Here is a 15,727-nt window from a genome sequence, read left to right as displayed (position 1 = left end):
GTGTCAGTCAATGCATTTGTCGACTGACACGGCGCTTTCGCGAGCAAGCCCGCTCCCACAGGGATGATGTGTCGTGCATGACACCGTGTATTGAAGGGCAGGTGATTGTAGAGGGCCAATGCCCAAACAAAAACACCGCCCGAAGGCGGTGTCGTTGTCAGCGGTAGACTCAGGAAGCAATCAACTGCCGCAACACATAATGCAAGATCCCCCCCGACTTGAAGTACTCCACTTCATTGAGCGTATCGATTCGGCACAGCACCTCGATTTTCTCTTGCTGGCCGTTTTCACGGGTGATGACCAGGGTCAGGTTCATCCGGGGTGTCAGCTCAGTGCCGGTCAGGCCGAGGATATCCAGGGTCTCGGTGCCGCGCAGGTTGAGGCTCTTGCGGTTCTGGTCGAGTTTGAACTGCAACGGCAGCACGCCCATGCCCACCAGATTGGAGCGGTGAATGCGCTCGAAGCTTTCGGCGATGACCGCTTTGACCCCCAGCAGATTGGTGCCCTTGGCCGCCCAGTCGCGGCTTGAGCCGGTACCGTATTCCTGCCCGGCGATCACCACCAGCGGCGTGCCGGCGGCCTGATAGCGCATGGCGGCGTCGTAGATCGCCAGTCTCTCCCCGGTCGGGATATAGAGTGTATTGCCGCCTTCTTCGCCGCCGAGCATCTCATTGCGAATGCGGATGTTGGCGAAGGTGCCGCGCATCATCACTTCGTGATTGCCACGGCGCGAGCCGTAGGAGTTGAAGTCCCGCGGTTCCACGCCTTTTTCCCGCAGGTAGCGGCCCGCCGGGCTGTCAGCCTTGATGTTGCCGGCAGGGGAGATGTGGTCGGTGGTCACCGAATCGCCCAGCAGCGCCAGGATTCGTGCACCTTTGACATCGGTGATCACCGGCGGCGGCCCGCCGATGTCATCGAAAAACGGCGGATGCTGGATGTAGGTCGAATCCGCCTGCCACACGTAGGTCGCCGCTTGCGGTACTTCGATGGCCTGCCACTGCTCGTCGCCGGCGAACACCTCGGCATATTCCTTATGGAACATGGCGGTATTGACCTTCTCCACCGCCTCGGCGATTTCCTTGCTGCTCGGCCAGATGTCGCGCAGGTAAACCAGATTGCCGTTCTGGTCTTCGCCCAACGGCTCGCGACTGAGGTCGATGCGCACGGTGCCGGCCAACGCATAAGCCACCACCAGCGGCGGCGAGGCCAGCCAGTTGGTTTTCACCAGCGGATGAACCCGGCCTTCAAAGTTGCGGTTGCCGGACAATACCGAGGCCACGGTCAGGTCGGCTTTCTGAATGGCTTTTTCGATCGGCTCAGGTAACGGCCCGGAGTTGCCGATGCAGGTGGTGCAGCCATAACCGACCAGCGCAAAGCCCAGTGCATCCAGGTATTGCGTCAGCCCGGCTGCCTTATAGTAATCGGTGACCACTTTTGAACCGGGTGCCAGGGAACTCTTCACCCAGGGTTTGCGCTTGAGGCCTTTTTCCACGGCCTTTTTTGCCACGAGGCCCGCAGCCATCATCACACTGGGGTTGGAGGTGTTGGTGCAGGAGGTAATCGCGGCGATCACCACCGCGCCGTTTTTCAGGCGCACCGTTTGCCCTTCGAAGTCGTAATCGACTTCACCGGCCAGATCGGCATTGCCCACCGCGACGCCACCGCCGCCCTCGCTTTCCAGGCGGCCTTCTTCCTTGCTGGTGGGTTTGACTTGCAGGCCGATGAAGTCGCTGAACGCTTGCGCGACATTCGGCAGCGACACCCGGTCTTGCGGGCGCTTGGGCCCGGCGAGGCTGGCTTCGACGCTGGCCATGTCCAGCGCCAGGGTGTCGGTGAACACCGGTTCCTGGCCCGGCAGGCGCCACAGGCCCTGGGCCTTGCTGTAGGCCTCCACCAGTTTCACGGTTTCCACGGGGCGGCCGGACAGGCGCAGGTATTCCAGCGTCACCTCATCCACCGGGAAGAAGCCGCAGGTGGCGCCGTATTCGGGGGCCATGTTGGCGATGGTCGCGCGGTCCGCCAGTGGCAGGTCGGCGAGGCCGTCGCCATAGAATTCGACGAATTTGCCCACCACGCCTTTCTTGCGCAGCATCTGGGTGACGGTCAGCACCAGGTCGGTGGCGGTGATGCCTTCCTTGAGCTTGCCCGTGAGTTTGAAACCGATCACTTCCGGAATCAGCATCGACACCGGTTGGCCGAGCATCGCCGCTTCCGCCTCGATGCCGCCGACGCCCCAGCCGAGCACGCCGAGGCCATTGATCATGGTGGTGTGGGAGTCGGTGCCCACCAGGGTGTCCGGGAAGGCATAGGTGCGTCCGTCCTCGTCTTTGGTCCAGACCGTGCGGCCCAGGTATTCCAGATTCACCTGGTGGCAGATCCCGGTGCCCGGCGGCACCACGCTGAAATTGTCGAAGGCATTCTGGCCCCAGCGCAGGAAAGCGTAGCGCTCGCCATTGCGCTGCATTTCAATGTCGACGTTCTGTTCGAAGGCGCTGCTGCTGGCGAACTTGTCGACCATCACCGAGTGGTCGATCACAAGGTCCACCGGCGACAGCGGATTGATACGTTGCGGGTCGCCACCGGCCTTGGCCATCGCCGCGCGCATCGCGGCCAGGTCGACTACGGCGGGCACGCCGGTGAAGTCCTGCATCAGTACCCGCGCCGGGCGGTACTGGATCTCTCGATCGGAGCGGCGCTCCTTGAGCCAGCCGGCAATCGCCTTGAGATCGGCACCGGTGACGGTCTTTTCGTCTTCCCAGCGCAGCAGGTTTTCCAGCAGCACTTTCAGCGACATGGGCAGCTTGTCGAGGTCGCCCAGGCTTTTGGCGGCATCCGGCAGGCTGAAATAGTGGTAGGTCTTGCTATCGACTTGCAGGGTCTTGAGGGTCTTCAGGCTATCGAGGGACGGCATTGCGATCACTCCTTTGAGTCCGCATGGTTTACGGACTGAGGGGACACGGGCAGAGCATTAAAACTAGCCCTGTTTCAGGTAGCTGGCTAATAACTGGACTCTATCGCTGAGCCCGAGGTTCCGAACTCGGCTATCATGCGCCGGTTTTCGTGACAGGCTTTGCTTCAGCGCAAGCCTGGGCATCGCGCAGTGGTGAATGTCTCGCCATCTGCCCAGGAGTAAGAATGAACACCCTCTTTATGCATTGCCGGCCGGGCTTCGAAGGCGAAGTCTGTTCCGAGATTTCCGACATCGCCGCACAACTGAACGTGGCCGGTTATGCCAAGGCCAAGACCGCCAGCGCCTGCGCCGAGTTCGTCTGCAGCGAAGAAGACGGCGCCGAGCGCCTGATGCGCGGTCAGCGTTTCGAGCAGTTGATCTTCCCGCGCCAGTGGGCCCGGGGCATGTTCATCGATTTGCCGGAAACCGATCGCATCAGCGTGATCCTCGCGCACCTGGCGGACTTTCCGACCTGCGGCAGCCTGTGGCTGGAAGTGGTCGACACCAACGACGGCAAGGAACTGTCGAACTTCTGCAAAAAATTCGAAGGCCCGCTGCGCAAGGCGTTGACCGGCGCCGGCAAACTGGTGGACGACGCCGGCAAGCCGCGCCTGCTGCTGACCTTCAAAAGTGGACGTGAGGTGTTCATGGGCCTGGCCGAATCGAACAATTCGGCGATGTGGCCGATGGGCATTCCGCGCTTGAAATTCCCTCGCGAGGCGCCCAGCCGTTCGACCCTGAAACTGGAAGAGGCCTGGCATCACTTCATTCCACGGGATCAGTGGGACGAGCGCTTGCACGGCGACATGACCGGCGTCGACCTCGGGGCCGCCCCCGGTGGCTGGACCTGGCAATTGGTCAACCGCGGCATGCTGGTGACCGCCATCGACAACGGCCCGATGGCCGAAAGCCTGATGGACACCGGCCTGGTCCAGCACCTGATGGCCGACGGCTTCACCTTCAAGCCCAGGCAGCCTGTGGACTGGATGGTGTGCGACATCGTCGAGAAACCGGCGCGCAACGCCGCGATGCTCGAAGAGTGGATCGGCGAGGGACATTGCCGCGAAGCGGTGGTCAACCTCAAGTTGCCGATGAAGCAACGTTACGCCGAAGTGAAGCGCCTGCTGGAGCGGATCGCCGACGGCTTCAAGGCGCGGGGCATCAAGGTCGAGATCGGCTGCAAGCAGCTGTACCACGACCGTGAAGAAGTGACCTGCCATTTGCGGCGCCTGGATGTAAAGAAGCCGAAATCCCGCTGATCAAAACGGCCGGGCGGCGTGACGCCACAGATGACCGAATACCCGGCAATGCGCGACAATGCCGGCCAGTTTCAGGAGTAGATCATGAGTCAAATGCTTGATACGCCGGTTGACGGCACCCTCGACGCCACCGGCCTCAACTGCCCGGAGCCGGTGATGATGTTGCACCAGCACATCCGTGACCTGGCGCCCGGCGGCCTGCTCAAGGTGATCGCCACCGATCCGTCGACCCGTCGCGACATTCCCAAGTTCTGCGTGTTTCTCGACCACGAACTGGTGGCGCAGCACGAAGAGGCCGGTACTTACCTGTACTGGATTCGCAAGAAGTCCGAATAAAACCTGTAGGAACGAGCTTGCTCGCGATGGCGTCATTTCATTCAGCATGAGTGTTGAAACGTACCGCCGCCATCGCGAGCAAGCTCGGCTCCTACCGTGATTTGTTTCGGCGAATGCGTTTGCGTGCACTGCGGGTCAGGCGGATCGACAGCATCAGCGCCGCGCAACTCAAGCCCGCAATCAACCCTTCCCACAGCCCGCTCGGGCCGCTGGCCGGGCCGAACCAGTCGGTCAGTCCCAGCACATAACCCACCGGCAACCCGATGCCCCAATAGGCGAACAGCGTCAGGATCATCGTCACCCGCGTGTCCTGGTAGCCGCGCAGTGCGCCGGCGCAGATCACCTGGATGGCGTCGGAGAACTGATACAGCGCGGCGTAGACAATCAGCATCGATGCGATCTGGATCACGGCCTTGTCCGGCGTGTAGATCGAGGCGATCGGCTCGCGCAGCAACAGAATCAGGCTGGCTGAAAACGCAGCGAACACCAGCGCCGCACCGAGTCCGACCTTCGCTGCGAAGCGCGCCTGCCAGGGGTTGCCGGCGCCCAGTGCCTGCCCGACCCTGACCGTCACCGCCATGCCCAATGAATAAGGAATCATGAACAGCAGCGAGCTGATGTTCAGGGCGATCTGGTGCCCGGCGACCACCGTGGAGCCCAGGCTGCCGATCAGCAGGGCGATGACCGCGAAGATGCTGGATTCGGCAAACACCGCGATGCCGATCGGCAGGCCGATCCCCACCAGGCGTTTGATCACCGCCCACTGCGGCCACTCGAAGTGCGTCAGCACCCGGGTGCGGGCATAGAAGCGTGCGCAACCGGTCCAGCCGGCCATGCTCAGCGCCATGAACCACATCACGATGCCGCTGGCCCAGCCGCAACCGACCCCGCCCAATGCCGGCATGCCGAAATGGCCATAGATCAATGTGTAGTTCAGCGGGATGTTCAGCAACAGGCCGCACAGGCCGATGACCATGCTCGGCCGGGTGCGGCCCATGCCGTCGCTGTAGCAGCGCAGCACATAATAGAAGGCGATGCCCGGCAGGCCGAAGGCGATACCGTGCAGGTAGCCCATGCTGGGTTCGATCAACTGAGGGTCGACCTTCATCCAGTGCAGAATCGGCTCGGCGCTGAGCAACAGGCCGCTGCCGATCAGCCCGACACACAGCGCCAGCCACAAGGCCTGTCGCACCAGCGGGCCGATCTGATCAAGCTGCCGGGCGCCAAAGCGTTGGGCCACCTTGGGGGTGGTGGCCAGCAACACGCCGGACATCAACAGGTACACCGGGATCCAGATCGAGTTGCCCAGGGCCACCGAGGCCAGGTCCCGAGGGCTGACGCGGCCGGCCATCACGGCATCGACGAAGCCCATGGCCGTGGTGGCCAGTTGCGCGATCATGATCGGCAGCGCCAGCGTCAGCAGGCCTTTGAGTTCCTGGCGAACCGGTGTGGTGCGGGGGAGGTCGGTTTGGGCAGTGCTATCGGTCACGGAATTCACAGGCGAAGCGTCCAAAGGGTTTTGATGCGCAAGGCGCCGCATTCTACGCTTTGACGCAGCAGTCAGGAAAAGACTGTGTTAGCGATTTGTAATCTGCCCTCCCTCTGTAGGAGCGAGCTCGCTCGCGATGAACGTCAACGATAACGCTGGGCAACTGATGCCCCGCGGTGTTCTCAGGTTCTTCGCGAGCATGCTCGCTCCTGCAAGGGATGTGCGCTAGGCGTTATGGGCCATCTACGCCTACACTGCCGATCCGCCAAAGGAGCCTGCCATGCTGATTGTTGCCGACGAAAATATCCCCCTGCTCGATGCCTTCTTCGAAGGTTTCGGCGAAATCCGCCGGGTACCGGGTCGTTCCATCGACCGCGTTACCGTCGAACAGGCCGATGTACTGCTGGTGCGTTCAGTGACCAACGTCAACCGCGCACTGCTTGAAGGCAGCAAGGTGAAGTTTGTCGGCACCTGCACCATCGGCACCGATCACCTGGACCTGGATTACTTCGCCCAGGCCGGCATCACCTGGTCCAGCGCACCGGGCTGCAATGCCCGGGGCGTGGTCGACTATGTACTCGGCAGCCTGCTGACCCTGGCCGAAATCGAAGGTGTCGACCTGACCCGGCGCACTTACGGTGTGGTCGGTGCCGGCGAAGTCGGCGGGCGCCTGGTCAAGGTCCTGCAGGGGCTGGGCTGGACGGTTCTGGTCTGCGACCCGCCACGGCAATCCGCCGAAGTGGGCGATTACGTCAGCCTGCAAACCGTCATCGAGCAGTGCGACGTCATCAGCCTGCATACGCCGCTGACCAAGAAAGGCGCGGATTCGACCTGGCACCTGTTCGATAGAAAACAGCTGAGCGCACTCAAGCCTGGCACCTGGCTGATCAACGCCAGTCGCGGTCCGGTGGTCAACAATTCTGCATTGCGCGATGTGTTGCTCGAGCGCGAAGACCTGCAAGCGGTGCTGGATGTCTGGGAAGGCGAGCCTGAGGTCGATGTGGCGCTGGCCGAACTCTGCGTGCTGGCGACCCCGCACATTGCCGGCTACAGCCTTGATGGCAAGCAGCGCGGCACGGCGCAGATCTATCGGGCTTACTGCGATTTCCTCAATCAGCCGCCCAAGGTCAGCTTGAGTGATCTGCTGCCGGCACCGTGGCTGGCGCAGGTGAGCCTGAGTGCCGAAAGCGATCCGGCCTGGGCGCTGGCGATGCTGTGCCGGGGCGTGTATGACCCACGCCGTGACGATGCGGATTTCCGTCGGAGTCTGGTAGGCAGCGTGAGTGAGCAGCGGGCGGCGTTCGATGCGTTGCGCAAGAACTATCCGTCGCGACGGGAGATCGATGGGTTGCAGGTGCGGGTCGATGGGGATTCGTCGGTGTTGCGTCAGATTGTGTCGGCGTTGGGGGCGACGGCGATCTAGAGATCGGGTTGGCCCTTTCGCGAGCAAGCCCGCTCCCACCGTTGAAATGCGTTGTCCTGTGGGAGCGGGCTTGCTCGCGAAGGGCGGCACCACGAATCTGACAGAAAAAAGGCATAAAAAACCCGGCCCACCGGGGCCGGGTCAAGAAGACGGTGGCTATATCACTCTTGTTCGGCAGGTTTGACCAAACGCTTATCCAGGTCGCGGCACGCTTGCTGGATCATGTCTTCGGTGATCGGTACTTCGCGGCCCTGTGCGTCGATAATCGAGCAACCCAGAGACTGGTTTGGCTGCGTGCGGATCACTTCAATCTTGTCTTCGCTGCTGTTTTGCAAGGACATGGCCTGTCTCCTCATCAGGTTGTGTGCTTACTGTAGAACCGCCAGGTGACCAGGCTGTGACAGCTCCCTGCGGTCGTTTCGTGGCGGCGCTGACAGTCCACCAGAAATGACGCCATGTTGCCAGCCGGACGTTAGACCAATAGCGTCTAGACGCTGGTACTGGCGGTCATAATTAACCTGACTCATTGTGATTTACCAAGTTCCACGTTACCACGCTCTGCGGCGCTCAGCGGTCCAGGGTAAACCTATCAATCGTTTCGTCTGGATGAAGCCAATGCTTTCAATTCGCCACCGTCGCGCGATTCGACTCGCCAGCCGCTTCGTCGCGCCGTATCGCTGGCACGCGTTCGGTGCGTTGCTTGCGCTGATCCTCACGGCGGGGATCACGCTGTCCATGGGGCAGGGCATTCGTTTGCTGGTGGACCAGGGGTTCATGACCCAGTCGCCGCACCTGCTCAACCAGTCTATCGGCTTGTTCATGCTGCTGGTGCTGGGGCTGGCGTTTGGCACCTTTGCGCGTTTCTACCTGGTGTCATGGATTGGCGAACGGTGCGTGGCCGATATCCGCCGGCAGGTGTTCAACCATCTGATCTACCTGCACCCGGGCTTCTACGAAAACAACCGCAGCTCCGAGATCCAGTCACGCCTGACCGCCGACACGACGCTGTTGCAATCGGTGATCGGCTCATCGCTGTCGCTGTTCCTGCGCAATCTGCTGATGGTGATCGGCGGGATCGTCCTGCTGTTCATCACCAATCCGAAGCTCACCAGCATCGTGGTCGTCGCCTTGCCGCTGGTGATCGCGCCGATCCTGATCTTCGGCCGTCGGGTGCGCAATCTGTCGCGCCTGAGCCAGGACCGGATCGCCGACATCGGCAGCTACGTCTCGGAAACACTCGGCCAGATCAAGACCGTGCAGGCCTACAACCACCAGGCGCAGGACGAGCAGCGATTTGCCGTGACCGTGGAAGAGGCGTTCGACACCGCCCGTAAACGGATCTTCCAGCGGGCCTGGCTGATCACGCTGGTGATCGTGCTGGTGCTGGGCGCGGTGGGTGTGATGCTCTGGGTCGGTGGCATGGATGTGATTGCCGGGCGGATCAGCGCCGGAGAGCTGGCGGCGTTCGTTTTTTACAGCCTGATCGTCGGGAGTGCGTTCGGTACGTTGAGTGAGGTAATAGGCGAACTGCAGCGCGCGGCCGGCGCGGCGGAACGGATCGCCGAACTGCTGCGTGCGGAAAACATCATCGTGCCGCCTGCAAGCGACCTGGCGACGCTGCCTGCCAGGGTTCAAGGCAATCTGCAGTTGCAGGGCGTGCGTTTTTCCTACCCGTCTCGTCCTGAAAGCTACGCCGTCGACGGCCTTGATCTGACAGTCAGGGCGGGTGAAACCCTGGCGTTGGTCGGGCCGTCGGGTGCCGGCAAGTCGACGGTGTACGACCTGTTGTTGCGTTTCTATGATCCCGCCGAAGGGCGCATTCTGCTGGAGGGCGTGCCCCTGACCATGCTCGATCCACTGGATCTGCGTCGCTGCTTCGCCCTGGTCTCACAGAACCCGGCGCTGTTTTTCGGCAGCATCGAAGACAACATCCGCTACGGCAAACCGACGGCGACCCTGGCCGAGGTGCAGGAGGCGGCAAAGATTGCCTACGCCCACGAGTTTATCGAGGCCATGCCCAACGGGTACCAGACCCACCTGGGCGATGGCGGCCTTGGCTTGTCCGGTGGTCAGCGACAGCGCCTGGCCATCGCCCGGGCGCTGCTGGTGGATGCGCCCATCCTGCTGCTCGACGAAGCCACCAGCGCCCTCGACGCTCAGAGCGAACACCTGATCCAGCAAGCTCTGCCGAGCCTGATGAAAAACCGCACCACCTTGGTCATCGCCCATCGACTGGCCACAGTGAAAAACGCCGATCGGATCGCGGTGATGGATCAGGGAAAACTGGTGGCGGTGGGCACGCACCAGGAGTTGATTGCCAGCAATGCGCTGTATGCGCGGTTGGCGGCGTTGCAGTTCAGTGATCATGTTGCAGGCATTGAGCCTTGCACTTGAGGAAGCAAGGCATAGTGAACCCGCAACCGACCCAGTAACCGACCCAGTAACCGACCCAGTTGGAAAGCTGCTTTCGGTGTTGGATGCAAAGGGGCCGCTTAAAATCAGCGATTTGATGAGTGAGGTCGGGTTGGCCCACAAGCCTACTTTTCGGGGTAACTACCTGAGGCCTGCATTAGCTGCTGGTCTGGTTGAAATGACGCGTCCCGATTCGCCAAACAGTCCAGCTCAGAAATACCGCCTGACTGACCTTGGAAGGCAGGTTGTCACGCGTAAGTCGGTTTGAGCATGGCTTGCCAGACAAAAAAATGCCCGCATCCATGGATGCGGGCATTTTTGTCAATGGGTCAGGAAAACCTCACTGATCATCAAAATACCGCTCATGCCAATCCACCAACGGCTGCGGTGCATTGAGTTTCTGCCCGTAGATCACCGAGTACGACAGCACGTTCTGCACATACTGGCGGGTTTCGTCGAAGGGGATGCTTTCCACCCACACGTCGAAACTCAGGTGGTCCGCGCCGCGCAGCCATTGGCGGACACGGCCGGGGCCTGCGTTGTAGGCGGCGGAGGCGAGGACGCGGTTGCCGTTGAACTGGCTGTGGACCTGGCTCAGGTAAGCGGCGCCGAGCTGGATGTTCTTGTCCGGATCGAACAGTTGCTGCGGTGAGGCATAGGGGATGCTGAATTTGCGTGAGGTTTCCTTGGCGGTGGCCGGCATCAGTTGCATCAGGCCCGACGCGCCGACGCCGGAGCGGGCGTCGTCCATGAACGCGCTTTCCTGACGGGTGATGGCGAACACCCAGCTCGAATGCAGGCCACGGTTTTTGGCTTCACGCACCAGGGTTTCGCGATGGGCCATCGGGAAGCGGATGTCCAGGTCGTCCCAGTACTGGGCCTGGCTGATGGTACGGATCGCCGGGAAATACCATTTCAGGTCGTAGGCCAGTTTGGCCTGGGCGACCATTTCGTCGCGGTTGAAGTGCCGACTGACGTGATACCACTCGCGGCGACCGTCGACGATCTGCCCGCGGGCATGAAACTCCAGGGCCCGGCGTATGCCCGGGCTGTTGCGCACCTTGTTGATGGTGGCCTGGCTCAGGACCAGTGGCTTGTTGAGCAGCGAGTAGGGTGACTGCGAACGGTCGGCGGCCAGAAATCCATAGAAGTCGCGTTCGCGCGCCAGATTTTTGTAGAGGGTTTGCGCTTCCGGATTTTGTGGCTGCGCCAGTTCCAGACTGCGGGCCTGCCAGTAGCGCCAGCGGTTGGTGGTCGCCAGATCCTGGGGCAGGCGGCGGGTCAGCTGATAGGCGTCGTCCCAGCGAGCCAGGCGCAGCAGCAGGCGTAGGCGCCACTCCGAGACGGTGTTGTCGCGCAGTTCCGGATCGTACTTGGTCATTACGTCCAGGGCACGGCTGTCGAAACGGCGGGCGAGGGTCAGGCCGATTTCCCGAGCGATCGCCACTTTCTCGTCGCGTGAGAAATGCATGCTGCTGGCGTAGCCGTCGAGCATTTCCATGGCCTTGTCCGGGTCCTGGCGCGCGAGGCGGCGCAGGCCCAGGCTGACCACGTCCGACATCGCTTCGTCTGCCGGGGTGAAACGAGACGGTTGGTTGAGCAGTTCGGGTTTCTGCGCGACATCGATCAACAGGCGGCCGCGAGGGGCGAGGGTGGTCAAACCGTTGACCAGGCTGTTGGCCAGCGGATAGTTGCGCGCCTGGGCGGCGAGTTTGGCGCGCTCCCAGCGTTTCTGTTCGGTCAACTGGCCTTCGGCGGCCCACATGCCGAACAGCGTGTCACAGGCTTCGGGTTGGGATTTACCCGTCAGCCAGAGCTTGTTGGCGTTGGCGTAGCCTTCGGACTTGAGGTTGTGGCTGATCTGATACTGCGCGTTCAGGCAGTCCAGTTCGGTGAAATTCATTTTCGGGTCGTAGTATTTGACGAAGGTCGCCCAATCGCCGCGGTCCGACAGCCAGCGCAACCAGCGCAGTTTCATCCAGTTGGCCTGGGGCAGGTCACCGTGTTCGGCGAGGAATTTTTCGATCTCGGCATTGCTGGCGGTTTTCAGCCGCGCAGTCAGCTCGTCATACGCCAGGTAGGGCTCCAGCGGATAATCGGCCAACGCCTGGCTGTAACGGAAATAGGGGCCGGAATCGCCCTTGGCCAAGGCGCGCTTGGCTTCATCGTAATACTGGCGTTGAGTGGACAGGTCCACTGCCTGGGCGGATTGAACGGCAGCGGCAGAGAGGAGAAAACAGGACAAAAGCTTGAAAAGGCGACTGCGCATGAGACGTCCGGACAGATAAACCATGACAAGTGCTGGCGATGCCCACACTGAATTATCCGTAGCTTAGCCTTTTGCCAGCAACGGGCGAAAGGTTTGCGGGCCTGTCTGCATCAGTTCGCAACATTTGTCAGGCAGCGTGCTGCAACAGTGAAATTGCCGGCCTGCTGCAGCCTCGATTCAGGTAGAATGCGCGCCCGGTTTTTGGAGAAGCTCATGACCCTGCTCAAATTCACTGAAGTGTCCCTTGCCTTCGGCGCGATGCCGTTGTTGGACAAGGTGTCCTGGCAGATTGCCCGTGGAGAGCGGGTGTGCATCATCGGCCGCAACGGCACTGGCAAGTCCAGCATGATGAAGCTCGTCAAGGGCGACCAGAAGCCCGATGACGGCGCCGTCTGGCGCGCGCCCGGGCTCAAGATCGGCGAATTGCCGCAGGAACTCCCGGTAGCCGACGAGCGGACGGTATTCGACGTCGTGGCCGAAGGCCTGGACGGTGTCGGAGCGCTGCTGGCCGAATATCACCACCTGAGCCAGAACATCGTCACCGACGCCGATCTGGACAAGCTGATGCATGTCCAGCACGACCTCGAAGCCCGAGATGGCTGGCGCTTGCAGACCTTGGTCGACAGCACCCTCAGTCGCCTGCAACTGCCGGCCGACAAGACCCTCGCCGAACTGTCCGGCGGCTGGCGTCGCCGCGTCCTGCTGGCCCAGGCCCTGGTGTCGGAGCCGGATCTGCTGCTGCTCGACGAACCGACCAACCACTTGGACATCGGTGCCATCGCCTGGCTCGAAGAGGCGCTGAAGGATTTCCAGGGCGCCGTACTGTTCATCACTCACGACCGTTCCTTCCTGCAAAATCTCGCGACCCGCATCCTGGAACTCGATCGCGGTGGGCTGATCGACTGGAACGGCGACTACGCCAGTTTCCTCGTGCACAAAGAAGCCGAACTGGCCGCCGAAGCCACCGCCAACGCGCTGTTCGACAAGCGCCTGGCCCAGGAAGAAGTGTGGATTCGTCAGGGCATCAAGGCCCGACGTACCCGTAACGAAGGTCGCGTACGTGCATTGAAAGCCCTGCGTGTCGAGCGCAGCGAGCGTCGTGAACGCACCGGCAAGGCCAACATTCAACTGGAAACCGCCGATAAGTCCGGCAAGCAAGTCATGGTGCTCGAGAATGTGAGCTTTGCTCACCCGGGCGGGCCGTTCCTGATCAAGGACTTCTCCATGGTGTTGCAGCGCGGCGACCGTATCGGTCTGCTGGGCGCCAACGGCACCGGCAAGACCACCCTGCTCAAACTGATGCTCAGCGGCCTGCAGCCCACCAGCGGCAAGGTGGCAGAGGGCACGAAGATCGACGTGGCCTACTTCGACCAGTTGCGCCATCAGCTGGATCTGGAAAAGACCGTGATCGATAACGTCGCCGAAGGTCGCGATTTCATCGACATCGACGGCCAGAGCCGCCACGTGCTGAGCTACCTCGGTGACTTCCTCTTCAGCCCGCAGCGTGCCCGGACTCCGGTCAAGGCGCTGTCCGGCGGTGAGCGGGCGCGTCTGCTGCTGGCCAAGCTGTTCAGCAAGCCGGCAAACCTGCTGGTCCTCGACGAACCGACCAACGACCTCGATGTGGAAACCCTGGAGCTGCTGGAAGAGGTCTTGCTGACCTTCAACGGCACCGTACTGATGGTCAGCCACGACCGGGCATTCCTCGACAACGTAGTGACCAGCACCCTGGTATTCGAAGGCGAAGGCCAGGTTCGCGAATACGTCGGTGGTTATCAGGACTGGTTGCGTCAGGGCGGTTCGCCGCGTTTGCTGGGCGTCACCGAGAGCAAGTCCGGCAAGGCCGACCTGAACTCGGCTGTGGTCAAGGCCGAGCCGGCGCCGGTGGCGGCCGCCGTTGAAGCTCCTGTGGCGAAGAAGAAGCTCAGCTACAAGCTGCAGCGTGAGCTGGAAGCGTTGCCAGGGCAGATCGAAGCCATGGAACAGCAGATTGCCGGGGTGGAAGCGCAGATGGCAGATGCCGGTTTCTACCTGCGTCCTGCTACTGAAACTGCAGCAGTGATTGCTCAGTTGGCACAGCTGCAGGCTGAGCTCGATGTGATGGTCGAGCGTTGGGCCGAGCTGGATGCCTGATTGATCCTGCTGTAAAAAAAGCCCGGCGTTCATCACTGAACGCCGGGCTTTTCATATGCATCTGGATCTGATCGATCACCTGCCTGTAGGCGCGAGCTTGCTCGCGATGGTCGCCAACGATAACGCTGGTTGCCTGATAACCCGCGGCGGTCTCGGGTTTATCGCGAGCAAGCTCGCTCCTACAGGTTTTGGGGGCGTCAGTTTTTGCTTTGCAGGCGCACCGCAAGTACGTCGCAAGGCGCGCCGTGCAGCACGTCATTGGCGGTCGAGCCCAGCAGCAGTGCCAGGCCGTGCCGGCCGTGGCTGCCGACCACGATCATGTCGCAACCTTGCTCCTTGGCCAAATGGTGAATCTCCTGGCGTGGCTGGCCGTAGGTCAGGTGGCTGTATTCCCTGGAGAGCTCCGGATACTTCACGATCAACCGGTCAAGGCGTTCCTTGGCCTGATCGAACTGCTGTTGTTGCAGTTGTGACAGGTCCATCGGCACATCACCGCCAAAGGCCATGGCCATGGGCTCGACGATGTGCACCAGGGACAATTTCGCGCCGTTGCTCACTGAAAGCTCACGAGCGCGGTGGATGACAGGGTCGCACTCTTCGGTCAGATCTACAGCGACCAGAATATGGTGGTAGGGCATGAGGTGCTCCTCCTGAGGAACGCAATATTGGTAAGTATGGCTGGTTTCAAGCGCATTGGTTCCAAAGTGATCGAATGCGCTCATTCAAAATCGGGAGTACAGATATGACGGTCTGGATAGTGGTGTCAATCCTGCTGGTGGTACTCAGCCCCCTGGCGTGGTTGCGACCGTCGCGTCACCAGAGCGGCCGCATGGCCCTGCGCATGGAGGCGCGCCGCATCGGCCTGGCCATGCAACTGGCGCCTCAGGAGTGGCCGCACTGGCTCGGCCAGGAGCCACCCAACCCTTGCGCGCAGTTCCACCGGCCGCGCCGAGGCACGCAGCCGGCGTGCTGGAGCTACTGGCAGAAATCACCGGGGCTGTGGGTGAATCAGTGGCAGGAGCCTTGCGAGGACCGCGCGCTGCTCGAACATTTCGAAAAATTGCCAGGCAACGTCTACAAGGTCGAGGCCGACAAGCAGATGATCGCCCTGTACTGGGGCGAGAAGGGCGAGGCCGAGGTCTTGCAACACATCGACACCACCCTCAAAGCGCTGGCCTGATAAACGTCCCCCTGTAGGAGCGAGCATGCTCGCGATGGACGTCAACGATGACGCGGGAAGCCTGACACCCCGTGGCGCTCGAGGGTTTCATCGCGAGCATGCTCGCTCCTACAGGTTTCTTCGCAGGCAATAAAAAGCCCGACAACATCATCGGGCGGGTTGGCCAGGCAGGCCGGTAATTCGGTTTGGGGCTGAATCTTACGCCTGGCATTCGCCAGGCGCGTGCAAATTTTTCCTGAGGTTCCGCCAGCGTAGCTCGTTAAACACGAACTGCGA

The 15,727-nt window shown here is 61.5% G+C and carries 12 protein-coding genes; 7 read left to right on the top strand and 5 right to left on the bottom strand.

What is annotated here, in order from left to right; translation table 11 throughout:
* Nucleotides 1-169 precede the first annotated feature (169 nt).
* The gene (gene acnA / locus B0W55_RS17335; RefSeq protein WP_077047149.1) at nucleotides 170-2,911 is read right to left on the bottom strand and encodes an aconitate hydratase AcnA; all 2,742 of its coding nucleotides are present in this window, start codon (nucleotides 2,909-2,911) and stop codon (nucleotides 170-172) included.
* Nucleotides 2,912-3,135: 224 nt separating this feature from the next.
* Between acnA and rlmM the strand changes: the two genes are divergently transcribed.
* Together rlmM and tusA are read left to right on the top strand one after the other, a co-directional pair.
* Entirely contained in the window at nucleotides 3,136-4,209 is a 1,074-nt protein-coding gene (gene rlmM, locus B0W55_RS17330) for a 23S rRNA (cytidine(2498)-2'-O)-methyltransferase RlmM (RefSeq protein ID WP_077047148.1), read from the top strand.
* Between the two features lie 84 nt (nucleotides 4,210-4,293).
* Nucleotides 4,294-4,545, top strand: a complete 252-nt coding sequence (tusA, locus tag B0W55_RS17325) for a sulfurtransferase TusA (RefSeq protein ID WP_077047147.1) — start codon at nucleotides 4,294-4,296, stop codon at nucleotides 4,543-4,545.
* A 91-nt stretch (nucleotides 4,546-4,636) separates the two neighbouring features.
* On the opposite strand, the gene B0W55_RS17320 is transcribed toward tusA, so the two are convergent.
* The gene (locus tag B0W55_RS17320; protein WP_077047146.1) at nucleotides 4,637-6,043 is read right to left on the bottom strand and encodes an MATE family efflux transporter; all 1,407 of its coding nucleotides are present in this window, start codon (nucleotides 6,041-6,043) and stop codon (nucleotides 4,637-4,639) included.
* A 271-nt stretch (nucleotides 6,044-6,314) separates the two neighbouring features.
* Between B0W55_RS17320 and pdxB the strand changes: the two genes are divergently transcribed.
* Nucleotides 6,315-7,457 (top strand): 4-phosphoerythronate dehydrogenase PdxB, encoded by a 1,143-nt coding sequence (gene pdxB / locus B0W55_RS17315; RefSeq protein WP_077047145.1) that lies wholly within the window; start codon nucleotides 6,315-6,317, stop codon nucleotides 7,455-7,457.
* 161 nt (nucleotides 7,458-7,618) lie between these two features.
* Here pdxB and B0W55_RS17310 read toward each other — a convergent pair whose 3' ends face one another.
* Entirely contained in the window at nucleotides 7,619-7,798 is a 180-nt protein-coding gene (locus B0W55_RS17310; protein WP_077047144.1) for a PA1571 family protein, read from the bottom strand.
* Between the two features lie 265 nt (nucleotides 7,799-8,063).
* Between B0W55_RS17310 and B0W55_RS17305 the strand changes: the two genes are divergently transcribed.
* Together B0W55_RS17305 and B0W55_RS31620 are read left to right on the top strand one after the other, a co-directional pair.
* Complete coding sequence (locus B0W55_RS17305) at nucleotides 8,064-9,851, top strand: ABC transporter transmembrane domain-containing protein (protein ID WP_175645517.1); 1,788 nt, start codon at nucleotides 8,064-8,066, stop codon at nucleotides 9,849-9,851.
* Nucleotides 9,781-10,137, top strand: a complete 357-nt coding sequence (locus B0W55_RS31620; RefSeq protein ID WP_371807276.1) for a Fic family protein — start codon at nucleotides 9,781-9,783, stop codon at nucleotides 10,135-10,137. Before B0W55_RS17305 ends, B0W55_RS31620 begins: the two co-directional genes overlap by 71 nt.
* 72 nt (nucleotides 10,138-10,209) lie before the next feature.
* Here B0W55_RS31620 and B0W55_RS17295 read toward each other — a convergent pair whose 3' ends face one another.
* Nucleotides 10,210-12,138 (bottom strand): transglycosylase SLT domain-containing protein, encoded by a 1,929-nt coding sequence (locus B0W55_RS17295; protein ID WP_077047142.1) that lies wholly within the window; start codon nucleotides 12,136-12,138, stop codon nucleotides 10,210-10,212.
* Nucleotides 12,139-12,351: 213 nt separating this feature from the next.
* On the opposite strand from B0W55_RS17295, the gene B0W55_RS17290 reads away from it, so the two are divergent.
* Entirely contained in the window at nucleotides 12,352-14,271 is a 1,920-nt protein-coding gene (locus B0W55_RS17290; RefSeq protein ID WP_077047141.1) for an ATP-binding cassette domain-containing protein, read from the top strand.
* 197 nt (nucleotides 14,272-14,468) lie between these two features.
* On the opposite strand, the gene B0W55_RS17285 is transcribed toward B0W55_RS17290, so the two are convergent.
* A complete protein-coding gene (locus tag B0W55_RS17285) occupies nucleotides 14,469-14,909 on the bottom strand; it encodes a universal stress protein (RefSeq protein ID WP_077047140.1) in 441 nt (146 codons plus the stop codon).
* Between the two features lie 104 nt (nucleotides 14,910-15,013).
* Here B0W55_RS17285 and B0W55_RS17280 point away from each other — a divergent pair, with 104 nt between their 5' ends.
* Nucleotides 15,014-15,451 carry a hypothetical protein gene (locus tag B0W55_RS17280; protein WP_077047139.1) on the top strand — a complete coding sequence of 146 codons (438 nt, stop codon included), beginning with the start codon at nucleotides 15,014-15,016 and terminating at the stop codon, nucleotides 15,449-15,451.
* Nucleotides 15,452-15,727 lie beyond the last annotated feature (276 nt).

This window comes from Pseudomonas sp. KK4 (genome assembly GCF_001984065.1).
Lineage (GTDB): Bacteria > Pseudomonadota > Gammaproteobacteria > Pseudomonadales > Pseudomonadaceae > Aquipseudomonas.
This window is presented reverse-complemented; position numbering and strand designations above follow the sequence as displayed.